Annotated in this window: 11 protein-coding genes; all 11 read right to left on the bottom strand. The window is 61.5% G+C overall.

The window, feature by feature from the left end; translation table 11 throughout:
* Nucleotides 1–211: 211 nt before the first annotated feature.
* The gene (gene hutG, locus PS14A_RS01155; RefSeq protein WP_212615095.1) at nucleotides 212–1,015 is read right to left on the bottom strand and encodes an N-formylglutamate deformylase; all 804 of its coding nucleotides are present in this window, start codon (nucleotides 1,013–1,015) and stop codon (nucleotides 212–214) included.
* A 10-nt stretch (nucleotides 1,016–1,025) separates the two neighbouring features.
* Nucleotides 1,026–2,231, bottom strand: coding sequence for an imidazolonepropionase (hutI, locus tag PS14A_RS01150; protein ID WP_212615094.1), 1,206 nt, complete (start codon nucleotides 2,229–2,231; stop codon nucleotides 1,026–1,028).
* 200 nt (nucleotides 2,232–2,431) lie between these two features.
* Nucleotides 2,432–3,964: a histidine ammonia-lyase gene (gene hutH / locus PS14A_RS01145; protein WP_212615093.1), complete on the bottom strand. Its 1,533-nt coding sequence runs from the start codon at nucleotides 3,962–3,964 to the stop codon at nucleotides 2,432–2,434.
* A gap of 116 nt (nucleotides 3,965–4,080) precedes the next feature.
* Entirely contained in the window at nucleotides 4,081–5,604 is a 1,524-nt protein-coding gene (gene hutH / locus PS14A_RS01140) for a histidine ammonia-lyase (RefSeq protein WP_212615092.1), read from the bottom strand.
* Between the two features lie 184 nt (nucleotides 5,605–5,788).
* The gene (locus PS14A_RS01135) at nucleotides 5,789–6,619 is read right to left on the bottom strand and encodes a glycine betaine/L-proline ABC transporter ATP-binding protein (RefSeq protein WP_016772086.1); all 831 of its coding nucleotides are present in this window, start codon (nucleotides 6,617–6,619) and stop codon (nucleotides 5,789–5,791) included.
* Nucleotides 6,616–7,467 (bottom strand): proline/glycine betaine ABC transporter permease, encoded by an 852-nt coding sequence (locus PS14A_RS01130; protein ID WP_016772087.1) that lies wholly within the window; start codon nucleotides 7,465–7,467, stop codon nucleotides 6,616–6,618. Before PS14A_RS01130 ends, PS14A_RS01135 begins: the two co-directional genes overlap by 4 nt.
* Nucleotides 7,468–7,535: 68 nt before the next feature.
* The gene (locus PS14A_RS01125; protein WP_071174126.1) at nucleotides 7,536–8,504 is read right to left on the bottom strand and encodes an ABC transporter substrate-binding protein; all 969 of its coding nucleotides are present in this window, start codon (nucleotides 8,502–8,504) and stop codon (nucleotides 7,536–7,538) included.
* Between the two features lie 71 nt (nucleotides 8,505–8,575).
* Nucleotides 8,576–10,048, bottom strand: a complete 1,473-nt coding sequence (locus PS14A_RS01120; RefSeq protein WP_212615091.1) for a cytosine permease — start codon at nucleotides 10,046–10,048, stop codon at nucleotides 8,576–8,578.
* Between the two features lie 149 nt (nucleotides 10,049–10,197).
* Nucleotides 10,198–11,886 (bottom strand): urocanate hydratase, encoded by a 1,689-nt coding sequence (hutU, locus tag PS14A_RS01115; RefSeq protein ID WP_016772090.1) that lies wholly within the window; start codon nucleotides 11,884–11,886, stop codon nucleotides 10,198–10,200.
* A gap of 476 nt (nucleotides 11,887–12,362) precedes the next feature.
* Nucleotides 12,363–12,935: a HutD family protein gene (locus PS14A_RS01110; protein ID WP_212615090.1), complete on the bottom strand. Its 573-nt coding sequence runs from the start codon at nucleotides 12,933–12,935 to the stop codon at nucleotides 12,363–12,365.
* Entirely contained in the window at nucleotides 12,932–13,642 is a 711-nt protein-coding gene (gene hutC / locus PS14A_RS01105) for a histidine utilization repressor (RefSeq protein ID WP_162803449.1), read from the bottom strand. Before hutC ends, PS14A_RS01110 begins: the two co-directional genes overlap by 4 nt.
* Nucleotides 13,643–13,658: the final 16 nt, after the last annotated feature.

The raw sequence follows: 13,658 nt of genomic DNA, 5'->3' as shown, positions 1-13,658 counted from the left end.
CTGGGGGGACTCGTATTATTCTGCCGTTGGGCATCATAAACCCGATTTGCGTCAATGAGCATGCCTGTGCGCTGTCACCGTTTGTCAGCCATCACCCTCACGGGCTGAACGCGATCCTGTGGGAGCGAGCCTGCTCGCGAACGCGGTGTGTCATTCGGCCTGGTTGTCGGCTGAACGGACGCCTTCGCGAGCAAGCTCGCTCCCACAGGGGTTAGGCGCTGTAGTGAGATTTTGCCCAGGCCAGATAGCCCTGCAGCAATTCCCTGAGCACCACCCGCGTCGGTTCGGCCAGGTCGGCGCGGTAGCGGAACGGTTCGAACTCTTCCATGTAGGTGGACTGGCACAGTTCCAGCTGCACGGCGTGGATGTTCTGCGCCGGGTCGCCGTATTGGCGGGTGATGTGTCCGCCCTTGAAGCGACCGTTGAGCACATGGGTGAACTGCTCGTGCTGCGCGCAGATGGCTTCCAGTTGACTGGCCAGTTGCGCATCACAACTGGCGCCATTGAAGGTGCCGAGGTTGAAGTCCGGCAGTTTGCCGTCGAACAGGTGCGGAATGATCGAGCGGATCGAGTGCGCATCGAACAACAGCGCGTAGCCGAATTCGGCTTTCAGTCGCGCCAGCTCTTGCTGCAAGGTGCGGTGATACGGCGTCCAGATCTGCTCCAGGTAAGTCGCGCGCTCCTCTTTCGACGGTTCCAGACCTTCCTGAAACAACGGAATGCCGTCGAACAACGTCGCCGGATACAACCCGGTGGTCGCCCCGGCATACAACGGCTTGTCGTCGGACGGCCGATTGAGGTCGATGACGAAACGCGAATACTCGGCGGCCAGGGTGCTGGCGCCCAGCTCCTCGGCAAAATCGTAGAGCTGCGGAATATGCCAGTCGGTGTCCGGCAGGCTTTTCGCCGCGGGGATCAGCCCGGCCTCGACCGCCGAGGTCAGACGCACGCCCGCATGGGGCATGCTGATCAGCAGCGGCACGCGGCCTTGTTTGAAACTCAGAACCTTGTCCACAACCGCCCTCCTATAAATTCGATTCAACGCCGTGACGCACGATGCGCTTGTCCAGATCGCCACCGAGCCAATAGGCCAGATCCGCCGGACGCTCGATGTCCCACGCCACGAAATCAGCGATTTTGCCGACCTCCAGCGAGCCATGGGTCTGCGCCATGCCCAGCGCCTGCGCGGCATGGATGGTCGCCCCGGCCAGAGCTTCTTCCGGGGTCATGCGGAAACAGGTGCAGGCCATGTTCAGCATCAGACGCAACGACAGCGCCGGCGAGGTGCCGGGGTTGAGGTCGCTGGCGATGGCGATCTTCACCTTGTGTTTGCGCAGCGCGTCCATCGGCGGCAATTGGGTTTCGCGCAGGAAGTAGAACGCGCCCGGCAGCAGCACGGCGACGGTATCGGCAGCGGCCATGGCGATGGCATCGTCCTCGTCCATGAATTCCAGATGATCGGCGGACAAGGCTTTGTAGCGTGCGGCGAGGCTGGAGCCGTGCAGCGAGGACAATTGCTCGGCGTGCAGCTTCACCGGCAGTCCGAGTTGTTGCGCGGCGACGAAGACCCGCTCGACCTGCTCCGGCGAAAACGCCAGGTATTCGCAGAACGCATCCACGGCATCGACCAAACCTTCGGCGGCAAGGGCCGGGAGCATCTGCTCGCAGACCAGATCGATGTAATCGTCGGCGCGATCCTTGTACTCCGGTGGCAAGGCGTGCGCCGCCAGGCAAGTGCTGCGCACACTTATCGGCAGCTCTTCGGCCAAGCGCCGGATGACCCGCAGCAGCTTGCGCTCGTTGGCCAGATCGAGACCGTAGCCGGATTTCATTTCCACCGTGGTCACGCCGTCGCGCATCAGGCTTTTCAGGCGTTTGGCGGCGCTGGCGAACAGCTCGTCCTCAGTGGCTTCGCGAGTGGCGCGCACGGTGCTGGCGATGCCGCCGCCCTGCGCGGCGATCTCGGCATAGCTGACGCCTTGCAGACGCTGCTCGAACTCGCCGCTGCGGTTGCCGCCGAACACGGTGTGGGTGTGGCAGTCGATCAGCCCGGGCGTGACCCACGCGCCTTGCAGGTCATTGACCGCCGGGTATTCGCCGGACGGCAATTGAGTGCGTGGGCCGATCCACTCGATCAGCGAGCCGGACGTCACGATCGCGGCATCCTCGATGATCGAATAGGCGCCGTTGGCCATGGTTGCGACGTGGCAGTGTTGCCAGAGGGTTTTCACTGTTGGCCTCCGTTTGGGTTTGTATGGTGAGCAGCCTCAAAAGCCCCTCACCCTAGCCCTCTCCCAGAGGGAGAGGGGACTGACCGTGTTGTTCTGTCGAGCTACATCGACCTGAGAGTCTTGAGCCGAACTCAGGTCTTGAAACTCGCAGAGATCGGCTCCCTCTCCCTCCGGGAGAGGGCTGGGGTGAGGGTTGGTTTTTACAGGCTCGGCAAAAGCTTCGCCGGCACCAGCTCTGTCAAACACCGCGAAGCCAGCAATTCAGTCGCAGCATTGATGTCCGGGGCAAAGAACCGGTCCTTCTCATAAAACGGCACTTCCCTGCGCAAGATTGCCCGTGCCTGTTCCAGCTTCGGCGAGGTCTTCAGACCGTTGCGCAGATCCAGCCCCTGCACCGCCGCCAGCCATTCCACGGCGAGAATCCCGCGAGTGTTCTCGGCCATTTCCCACAGACGCTTGCCGGCGGCCGGGGCCATCGATACGTGATCTTCCTGGTTGGCCGAGGTCGGCAGGCTGTCCACCGAATGTGGATGGGACAGCGCCTTGTTTTCACTGGCCAACGCCGCAGCGGTGACCTGGGCGATCATGAAACCGGAGTTCACCCCGCCATTGGCCACCAGGAACGGCGGCAGTTGCGACATGTGCTTGTCCATCATCAGCGAGATGCGGCGTTCGCTCAGCGAGCCGATTTCAGCGATGGCCAATGCCATGTTGTCAGCAGCCATGGCCACTGGTTCGGCGTGGAAGTTGCCGCCGGAAATCACGTCGCCTTCAGCGGCGAATACCAAAGGGTTGTCGGAAACCGCGTTGGCTTCCACTGCCAGCACTTCAGCGGCCTGACGGAACTGGGTCAGGCAGGCGCCCATGACTTGCGGCTGGCAGCGCAGCGAGTACGGGTCCTGGACCTTGTCGCAGTTCTGGTGCGAGGCGGAGACTTCGCTGCGCTCACCGAGCAGATCGCGATAGGCCGCAGCGGCATCGATCTGCCCTTTCTGCCCACGTGCGGCATGAATGCGCGCGTCGAACGGCGAGCGCGAACCGAGCACGGCTTCTACGGTAAGACTGCCCAGCGCCACTGCACCGGCAAACAGATCCTCGCCTTCGAACAAACCGCGCAGGGCAAAGGCTGTGGAAACCTGGGTACCGTTGAGCAGCGCCAGACCTTCTTTAGCCGCTAAAGTCAGCGGCGCCAGGCCGGCGACTTTCAGTGCTTCGGTGGCTTCAAGCCATTCGCCCTTGTAGCGCGCCTTGCCCTCGCCCAGCAGCACCAGCGACATGTGCGCCAACGGCGCCAGATCCCCCGACGCACCGACCGAACCTTTCAGCGGAATGTGCGGATAGACCTCGGCATTGATCAGCGCGATCAGCGCATCGATCACCTGCCGACGGATGCCGGAAAAACCACGGCTGAGACTGTTGACCTTGAGCACCATGATCAGTCGCACCAGCTCATCGCTGATCGGCTGGCCGACCCCGGCCGCGTGCGAGAGCACCAGCGAACGCTGCAGGTTTTCCAGGTCTTCACTGGCGATGCGCGTCGAGGCCAGCAGGCCGAAACCGGTGTTGATGCCGTAGGCGGTGCGGTTCTCGGCGAGGATCTGCTCGACGCAGGCGACGCTGGCCTCGATCTGCGCGCTGGCGCTGTTGTCGAGGGTCAGTGTGACCGGGTTCTGATAGACGTCACGCAGTTGGGCCAAGCTCAGTTGGCCGGGGATCAGATTCAGCGCAGTCATTAAAATGCTCCTGTCAGGCATTGTTATTAACTACCAGTCGCTCCGGAGCATTCCGTTATCCGTCGCTTCTCGTCTTGTGAACGATCCACGCCTTGGCACGCTGGTATGGGTAGTTGTCAGTGCAAATTCGGTAAAAGGTTGTGCGGCAGATTCGGGTCTTTCAATACAGTCGCAGCGGCAGCGATGTCCGGCGCCAGCCAGCGATCCTGATCGTAGGCCGGGACCGTTTCGCGCAGCAGTTTCCACGCGCGGTCAGTGCCCACGCCAAAGCGCTGTTCCTTGAGGAATTCAAACGCCTGCGCCGCCAGCAAATATTCAATCGCGAGGATCTGCGTGCAGTTTTCCAGCGCACGATGCAGCTTCAGCGCGGCGTTGGTGCCCATGCTCAGGTGATCTTCCTGCAGGCCCGAGGTGATGTAGTTGTCGAGTACCGCCGGTTGCGCCAATTGGCGGTTTTCCGCACACAGCGATGCGGCGACGTATTGCACGATCATCATCCCCGAGTTGACCCCGGGATTGGCCACCAGAAACGCCGGCAGACCGCTGACGTGCGGGTTGACCAGACGATCGAGACGACGCTCGGCAATCGAGCCGATTTCGGCCATGGCAATCGCCAGCAGATCCGCCGCCATCGCCACGGATTGACCGTGCGGGTTGGCCTGCGACATCACCCGAAAATTGTCCGGCGTGCCCAGCAGTAACGGGTTATCAGTGCAGCCGTTCAGCTCCGCTTCGACCTGTTTGATCGCATGCTCCAGTTGATCACGCGAGGCGCCGTGGACCTGCGGGATCGAACGAATGCTCAGCGCATCCTGAGTGCGAATGCCTTTGCTCGCGGCGATCACTTCGCTGCCATCGAGCAAGGCGCGCAGATTGATGCCGACCTGCTGCATTCCGGGATGCGGCTTGAGCGCGATGATCTCGGTATCGAACGCATCGATCTGGCCGCGCTGGGCTTCGAAACTCATCGCACCGATGACATCGGCCCATTGCAGCAGCCGCGTGGCGTCGGCAATCGCCAGGCAACTGAGGCCGGTCATGCACGGCGTGCCGTTGACCAGACACAAGCCATCCTTCGCGCCGAGCTGCACAGGTTGCAGGCCCTCTTCGGCCAGCGCCTGTTGCGCCGAAATGATCTGCCCGCGATAACTGACATTGCCAACGCCGAGCAGCGCGATGCCGATGTGCGCCATGTGCGTCAGGTAACCCACCGAACCCTGCGACGGCACCTGCGGGGTGATGCCGCGATTGAGCAGCGCCAGCAGCCCTTCGACCACACGCCGATGCAGGCCGGATTTGCCGTGGCTGTAGTTGTGGATCGCGGCGCAGATGATTGCGCGGGTCTGCTCGTCGCTGAGCACCGGGCCGACACCGCAGGCATGGCTGAGCAAGGTGTTGCGCGAGAGTTGGCTGAGCTGTTCGTCCTGCAGCGAGACGTTGGACAGACCGCCCAGACCGGTGTTGACGCCATAGGCGCGCTCGCCGCTGGCGACGATGCGCTGAACGATGGCCTGAGCGTTGTCGATGCGCGCCCAGGTGTCGCTGGACAGTTCCAGCGGCACACCGTGACGGGCGACAGCGACCACGTCCTGCCAACGCAGAGGGCTGCCTGTGATAACGATTTTTTCAGCCTGGGACATCTCTAACCTCATACCAATTCTGTTGATGCCGGTAACCCTGTGGTGAGGGGATTTATCCCCGTTGGGTGGCGAAGCCGCCCCAAACCATGCCCGCAAATCCGTCAGACAGACCGCAGTGGCCGGTTTTACGACTGCTTCGCAGCCGAACGGGGATAAATCCCCTCACCACAACGGCCACTCAGCGTCACACCACCGCCGCCCGCCGCTGTACGAACCGGTCAACGTACTCATCCGCCGGCGAGTGCAGGATCTCTCTTGGCGTACCCACCTGGATCAACCGGCCATCCTTGAGAATCGCGATGCGATTGCCGATGCGCACGGCTTCGTCGAGGTCGTGGGTGATGAAGACGATGGTTTTGTGCAGGGTCTTTTGCAGTTCCAGCAACTGGTCCTGCATCTCGGCGCGGATCAGCGGGTCCAGCGCACTGAACGCTTCGTCCATCAGGATGATGTCGGTGTCCGCCGCCAATGCACGGGCGAGGCCGACACGTTGACGCATGCCGCCGGAGAGCTGGTGCGGGTATTTGTTTTCGTAGCCCTTGAGGCCGACGGTGTTGATCCAGTGCAGTGCGCGCTCGGCGCAGACCTGCTTGCTTTCGCCACGTACTTTCAGGCCGTAGGCGACGTTATCGAGCACGGTCTTGTGCGGCAGCAGGCCGAAGCTCTGGAACACCATGCTGATCTTGTGCCGACGAAATTCGCGCAGGGCGTCCATGTCGTACTGCAGGATGTCCTCGCCATCGACCAGAATCGCCCCGCTGGTGGGGTCGATCAGGCGATTGAAGTGCCGTACCAGGGTGGATTTGCCCGAGCCGGACAGGCCCATGATCACAAAGATTTCGCCGGTGCCGATGCTCAGCGACAAGTCGTTCACGCCGACCACGCAACCGGTTTCGTTGAGCACCTGATCCTTGCTCTTGCCCTGGCCGACCATGGCCAGCGCATCCTTGGCGCGGTTGCCGAAAATCTTGAAGACGTTGCGTACTTCGATCTTGCTCACGCTTGCATTGCTCATTTGCTCACCTCATGGCGTGGCCGACCGTACGCTTGAGTGATGCGGTCGATGACCACCGCGAGAATCACGATCGCCAGCCCGGCTTCGAGACCCCGGCCGACGTTGAGGGTCTGAATCCCCACCAGTACGTCTTCACCGAGGCCGCGGGCGCCGATCATCGAGGCGATCACCACCATCGACAGGGCCATCATCGTGGTCTGGTTGATCCCGGCCATGATGCTCGGCAGCGCCAGCGGCAGTTGCACGCCGAACAGCTGCTGCCAGCGGTTGGCGCCGAAGGCGTTGATCGCTTCCATCACTTCACCGTCGACCTGACGAATACCGAGGTCGGTCAGGCGAATCAGCGGCGGCGCGGCGTAGATCACCGTGGCGAAAATCGCCGGTACTTTGCCCAGACCGAACAGCATCAGTACCGGGATCAGGTACACGAAACTCGGCATGGTCTGCATGATATCGAGCAGCGGCATCAGCACCGAACGCAGACGATTGCTGCGCGCTGAGAGGATCCCCAGCGGGATGCCGATCAGCACCGAAATGATCGTCGCGACCATCATCAGCGCCAGGGTCTGCATGAGTTTGTCCCAGAGGCCGACCGCACCCACCAGAAACAACAGACCGACAATCACGGCGGTGGTCACGACTTTGCGCGTGGCGTGCCAGGCGATGACACCGACGATTGCCAGCATCAACCACCACGGCGCCGCACGCAGCAAACCTTCGAGACTGACGATGGCCCACAGCAGCGTGTCGGAGATATGCCGGAACACGTCGCCGTAGTTGGTCACCAGCGAATCGACCCAACCGTTGACCCAGTCGGCGATGGAAAAGGTAAAGCTTTCGGGAAACATAAGGGACTCTCAATCAAGGGGTTGCGATCAAGCGTCCGGCTGCCGTGCTGGCAGCCGGGAAACCTGACCTACAAGGCCGCGTCGATTTTCTTGGCTGCGTCGTCGCTCACCCATGCGTGCCAGACTTCAGGATGTTCCTTGAGGAAGATTTTCGCCAGTTTTGCCGACTCGATACGTTCCTTGGCCATGCGCCCGAGGTTCTGATTGAGCAGGTCGATCGGCAGGTTGACCTTTTCCAGCACGGCGACCAGTTCCGGGGCTTCGTCGTGGAAGGTTTTCGACAGGCCGACCTTGATGCTGACGGTCTTGTCGACGCCGGGTTTCTCTTCCAGTTTGACTGCATCGATCTGGCCCATCAGCGGCGTCGGCGACCAGTAGTAGAAGAGGATCGGCTCGCCGCGCTTGTAGCTCGACAGCACCGCCGCATCCAGCGCGGGGCCTGTGCCCGGGCGGAAGTTCGTGTAACTGTTTTCCAGGCCGTAGCTCTTGAGCATTTCGCTGTTGTCGAGCTCACAGGTCCAGCCGGCCGGGCAGTTATAGAAGCGGCCCTTGGACGGCTCTTCGGCGTCCTTGAACACGGCGGAATACTTGCCCAGGTCAGCGATGTTTTTCAGGTCCGGGGCTTTCGCCTCGAGCTTGCGCTTGGCGTCGCCTTCGATCACGTAACGCGGCACGTACCAGCCTTCGACCGCGCCCACCACCGGAGCACCTACGCCGACGACCTTGCCGGCCTTCTCGGCCTTGTTCCAGACCTCGCTACGGCCGACCCACTCTTCGGCGAACACTTGAATATCGTTGCTGCTCAGGGCGTTTTCCATGGTGATGGAATTGCCCGGCAGGCTGTCGGTCTTGCAGCCGTAACCTTTCTCCAGCACCACTTGCAGCACGTCGGTCAGGAGCATGCCGCTTTCCCAGTTCAGCCCGGCGAATTTCACCGGTTTGCCCGATTCGCACCAGCCGGCGGCTTGCGTCGCACCGGCACTGGCCAACAGGCCCATGGACAGCAATGTGGTCAGCAGGGTCTTGTTCGATTTCATTGTCGTGACGCTCCTAATCATGAATGGGCTTACGGCAGTTCAAGAGGCATCCAGCCTGGTCCACGTCCAGATCAGGCCTGCGCCGCAGCGCGACCGGCCCCGCTCGTTTTTGCTTGTTGGGTGCTGTTCGGCTCGACCGGCAGAATCAGGCGATCGGGCACTGCGCTGTGCCATTTCTTTGCGCAGAAGTAATAGACGGCGGCCGGGAGAACCAGGCCGATGATCCAAGAGATATCCACATCCCCCAGCGCTGCCACCAGCGGCCCGGTGTAGAACTTGGTCGAGATGAACGGCAGCTGCACCAGTACACCGAACACATAGACACTGATGCCGAGCAGGTTCCAGCGTCCGTAGCGACCGTTCGGATCGGCCAGCGCCGGCACGTCGTAGCGCTCGCGGGTGATGCAGTAGTAGTCGACCAGATTGATCGCGCTCCACGGGGTGAAGAAGGCGAGCAGAAACAGGATGAACGACTTGAACGCACCGAGGAACGAGTGCTGTCCGAGCAGGGCAATCAGGGTTGCCGCGCCGACGATGAACAGCACGAACACCAGGCGCTGCATGCGGGTAACCGTCAGGTGTCCTTTGAAGCCACTGATGATGGTGGCGATGCACATGAAGCTGCCGTAGGAGTTCAGCGTCGAGATGGTCACTTTGCCGAACGCGATGCTGAAATACAGCAGCGCGGCGGTGGCGCCGGTGCCGCCTAAACCAACGATGTAAGCGACTTCGTGACCGGCGAATTGACCATCGGCCGAAGCGGCGGCAAACACACCAAGGATCATCGCCACTTGGGCGCCAATCACCGAACCTGCGCCAGCGGCGAAAAAAGTTTTCACCGATGAAGTGGCGCTCGGCAGGTAACGCGAGTAGTCCGCTACATACGGGCCGAAAGCGATCTGCCAGGACGCCGCCAGCGACACCGCCAGGAGGAAACTGCTCCAGCTGAAATGACGTATCTGCAGAAGTGCGCCGACGTCGGTCTGGCTCATCAGCCGCCAGAACAGGAACACAAAAGCGATCACGCCAACCACGCTGGCGACGCGGCCGATCCAGTGGATCACCCGATAGCCGAGCACTGTGACCAGCACGATGACACTGGCGAAAATCAGGATGCCAACACTGTCGCTAACACCGAACAACTGCCCCAGCGCCTGCCCGGAGAGCACCGTACCGGTGGCGGTGAAACCCAGGTACATCAGGCACACCAGCACGATCGGAATCGCCGCGCCATAAACGCCGAATTGCACGCGGCTGGAGATCATTTGCGGCAGGCCCAGTTTCGGCCCTTGCGCGGCATGCAGCGCCATCACACCACCGCCGAGCAGTTGGCCGATCAGCAGACCGATCAACGACCAGAACACATCACCGCCAAGCACCACGGCCAGCGCCCCGGTGACGATCGCAGTGATCTGCAGGTTGGCGCCCATCCACAGGGTGAACTGGCTGAACAGACGACCGTGTCTTTCCGCTTCCGGGATGTAGTCGATCGAACGCCTTTCGATCAACGGTGTACTGCCTGCACGTTCGTTGTTAACCGCCATGATTCAACCTCTGTGGATTGCTATTCGGGTTCACTGAAATTCCTCTGTGGGAGCGAGCCTGCTCGCGAATCGGGTGTATCAGTCACAGCAGTAGCGACTGACACGACGCCTTCGCGAGCAGGCTCGCTCCCACATAAAACCAGAGCGTGTTACCCGCCAGTGATCATCGGCAGATTCAGCCCCTGCTCTTTCGCGCAGTCGATGGCGATCTGGTAACCGGCATCGGCATGGCGCATGACGCCAGTCGCCGGGTCGTTATGCAGCACGCGCGCGATGCGCTCGGCCGCTTCGTCAGTACCGTCGCAGACGATCACCATCCCCGAATGCTGCGAGAAGCCCATGCCGACGCCGCCGCCGTGGTGCAAGGAGACCCAGGTCGCGCCGCTGGCAGTGTTCAGCAGTGCGTTGAGCAGCGGCCAGTCGGAGACGGCGTCGGAACCGTCCTGCATCGATTCGGTTTCGCGGTTGGGACTGGCCACCGAGCCGGAGTCGAGGTGGTCGCGGCCGATCACCACCGGGGCCGACAGCTCACCGCTACGGACCATTTCGTTGAAGGCCAGGCCGAGCTTGGCGCGCTGGCCCAGACCGACCCAGCAGATACGCGCCGGCAGACCCTGGAAGCTGATGCGCTCGCGGGCCATGTCCAGCCAGTTGTGCAAATGCGCGTCGTCGGGGATCAACTCTTTGACCTTGGCGTCGGTTTTGTAGATGTCCTGCGGATCACCCGACAGCGCCGCCCAACGGAACGGGCCGATGCCACGGCAGAACAGCGGACGGATGTAGGCCGGCACGAAGCCCGGGAAATCGAAAGCGTTTTCGACGCCTTCTTCCTGAGCCATTTGGCGGATGTTGTTGCCATAGTCGAAGGTCGGAATGCCCTGCTTCTGGAACTCCAGCATGGCTTTCACATGCACCGCCATCGACTGCTTGGCGGCTTTGATCACAGCGGCCGGTTCGGTCTTGGCGCGGGCGCGGTATTCGTCCCAGCTCCAGCCAGCCGGCAGGTAGCCGTTGAGCGGATCGTGGGCGCTGGTCTGGTCGGTGACCATGTCCGGGCGCACGCCGCGCTTGACCAGTTCCGGCAGGATTTCCGCCGCGTTGCCGAGCAGGGCGATGGAAATCGCTTTGCCTTCTTTGGTGTATTTGTCGATGCGCGCCAGAGCGTCGTCGAGGTCTTTGGCTTGCTCATCGACGTAACGGCTTTTCAGGCGGAAATCGATGCTGACCTGCTGGCATTCGATGTTCAGCGAGCAGGCGCCGGCCAGGGTGGCGGCCAGCGGTTGCGCGCCGCCCATGCCACCGAGGCCGGCGGTCAACACCCAGCGACCCTTGAGGTCAGCGTTGTAATGCTGGCGGCCGGCTTCGACGAAGGTTTCGTAGGTGCCCTGAACGATGCCCTGGCTGCCGATATAGATCCAGCTGCCGGCGGTCATCTGGCCGTACATGGCCAGGCCTTTGGCGTCGAGTTCGTTGAAGTGTTCCCAGCTCGCCCAGTGCGGCACCAGGTTGGAGTTGGCGATCAGCACGCGCGGCGCGTTGCTATGAGTCTTGAATACGCCGACCGGCTTGCCCGACTGCACCAGCAGGGTTTCGTCGTCGTTCAGATTAGTCAGGCTTTCAACGATCTTGTCGTAGCACTCCCAGTTCCGCGCAGCGCGGCCGATGCCACCATAGACCACCAATTCTTTCGGGTTCTCGGCGACTTCCGGGTCGAGGTTGTTCATCAACATGCGCAGCGGCGCTTCAGTCAGCCAGCTCTTGGCGGTCAGCGTGTTACCGCGTGCGGCGCGGATCTGCACGTCACGAAACTTGTTGCTGTTCTGGGTATTGTCAGTCACGAAAAAGACTCCTCAGCGATCAATTCAAACCAACCCTGGCAGTGGGCAGCAGCCTGCGCGCTGTGCTGCGCGACAAGCGAATCAGTGGACGCTGCGGAGAGTCTCGACCGACTCATACGCATACGTCTTTACTTGTACATACAAGCATATGCAATCAAGCGGCCAACTTGTTGGATCGGCGTTCAAGAAAAATCATGGGCGAGGCTGTAGAGCGCCTGAATCGGGGGTTCTGGCGTGGATGAAATTTTTCTGAGGTGTATTTGAGGGAGGCGGGGCTTAGCGGCGTGAGCAGGGGTTTTGCGCCACGCTGGGGCGTTCGGTAACAAGTTGGTGCGTGAAGGGAAACAAGAGTGGGGATGGCTTTGGTGGCGAGGGGATTTATCCCCGCTGGGTCGCGAAGCGGCCCCATTCTTGATTAAAAAGGCGGTCTGCTGCGCAGCCCAGCGGGGATAAATCCCCTCGCCACAGGGGTGTGTTCAGTTCTGAAGGAGTTCGATCACGCAGCATGCGGCGTTGGTGGAGACTTCGACCAGCCCACTGTTACCGTCCAGTTGCAGGCAATCATGCCGACCGAGCTGCGAAACGCCGTCGCCAACACGCGCGTCCATCCGCTCACTGACACTGAACACCAGCAGCGTTGATGCCGAGCTGAAGAACCGCTGCTCGCCGTCCAGCCACTGCAATCGCGCACTGTAACGTTGCGGCGCGTAGATCAGATTGAAGTCGCGAATCGCACCGCCGAGCAAGGTGCAGGACACTTGGCTTTCGCCGCTGAAAGCAAACGGGTCCAAGGGTAACAATGGCCGGGTATCGTCACCGTCGACGCATAAGGTCATGCCGTCGCCCTGCAACACAGTGATGACTCGCTGGTATCCGGCAAATGTCGAGAAACCGCCGGATTCGGTGATGTCGGCGATCGACAGACGCCAGCCGAAACCGTCCAGGCCAGCGCCGGCATCACGGGTGATTTCCTCGGTACTGCCGCCGCCGTTTTTCCACGGCATGCGTGGGTAGCCTTCGGCGCGTAGAACCTTAATTTGATAATTCATTTATGAAAGCGCCCTTCCAGACGATGACGCGAACCGGGGTGGATCAAACGCGCCGCCGTCACCGGTTGACGCCCCGACCACGTACGTCGACGAATCAGCAGGCACGGCTCGCCCTTTTCGATCTGCAGCAACTTGCACTCCGACGGCTCGGCAAGAATCGCTTCGACCACGTGCTCGCCCTCGGTCAGCGGCGCGACCTGATTGAGATAGGCATAGGGCGTTTGCAGGGTGAAATCCTGCTTGAGGTATTCCGGCGCGACCAGGGCGTTGACGAAACGGTCTTCGATCTGCACCGGAATGTCGTTTTCGTAATGCACGATCAGCGAGTGAAAGACCTTCTGACCTTCGCGCATGTCCAGCGCCAGCGCGCGTTCGGAACCGGCGGCCTCTTCTTCGAGGGTGATGACCTGGCAGGTGTGGCGATGGCCGCGCGAGGCGATTTCATCGGCGATGTTGTGCACTTCGAACAGCGCAGACTGGCTCTTCGGCTCGGCGACAAACGTGCCCACGCCTTGCATGCGCACCAACAGGCCGTCGGCGGTCATCTCGCGCAGGGCGCGGTTGATGGTCATGCGGCTGAAGCCGAGCTGGCTGACCAGTTCGCTTTCGGACGGCACGCGGTAGTGCGGCGGCCAGTTACCGCTGTCGATCTGCTGGGTAATCATCTGTTTGACGCGGGCGTACAAAGGCGCCGGACTGTCGCCCATGTTCGCGGCCAACGGA

This window comes from Pseudomonas sp. 14A (genome assembly GCF_018132745.1).
Classification (GTDB): domain Bacteria; phylum Pseudomonadota; class Gammaproteobacteria; order Pseudomonadales; family Pseudomonadaceae; genus Aquipseudomonas; species Aquipseudomonas mercuritolerans.
The sequence above is the reverse complement of the archived record's forward strand: the minus strand, read 5'-3'. Positions and strand labels throughout refer to the sequence as shown.

Bases quoted from the DNA above. Each gene is read 5' to 3' on its own strand.
- PS14A_RS01130 (WP_016772087.1), bottom strand. From the start codon at position 7,467: ATGTTTCCCGAAAGCTTTACCTTTTCCATCGCCGACTGGGTCAACGGT.
- PS14A_RS01135 (WP_016772086.1), bottom strand. From the start codon at position 6,619: ATGAGCAATGCAAGCGTGAGCAAGATCGAAGTACGCAACGTCTTCAAG.
- PS14A_RS01125 (WP_071174126.1), bottom strand. From the start codon at position 8,504: ATGAAATCGAACAAGACCCTGCTGACCACATTGCTGTCCATGGGCCTG.
- PS14A_RS01120 (WP_212615091.1), bottom strand. From the start codon at position 10,048: ATGGCGGTTAACAACGAACGTGCAGGCAGTACACCGTTGATCGAAAGG.
- PS14A_RS01110 (WP_212615090.1), bottom strand. From the start codon at position 12,935: ATGAATTATCAAATTAAGGTTCTACGCGCCGAAGGCTACCCACGCATG.
- hutH (WP_212615093.1), bottom strand. From the start codon at position 3,964: ATGACTGCGCTGAATCTGATCCCCGGCCAACTGAGCTTGGCCCAACTG.
- hutC (WP_162803449.1), bottom strand. From the start codon at position 13,642: ATGGGCGACAGTCCGGCGCCTTTGTACGCCCGCGTCAAACAGATGATT.
- hutH (WP_212615092.1), bottom strand. From the start codon at position 5,604: ATGTCCCAGGCTGAAAAAATCGTTATCACAGGCAGCCCTCTGCGTTGG.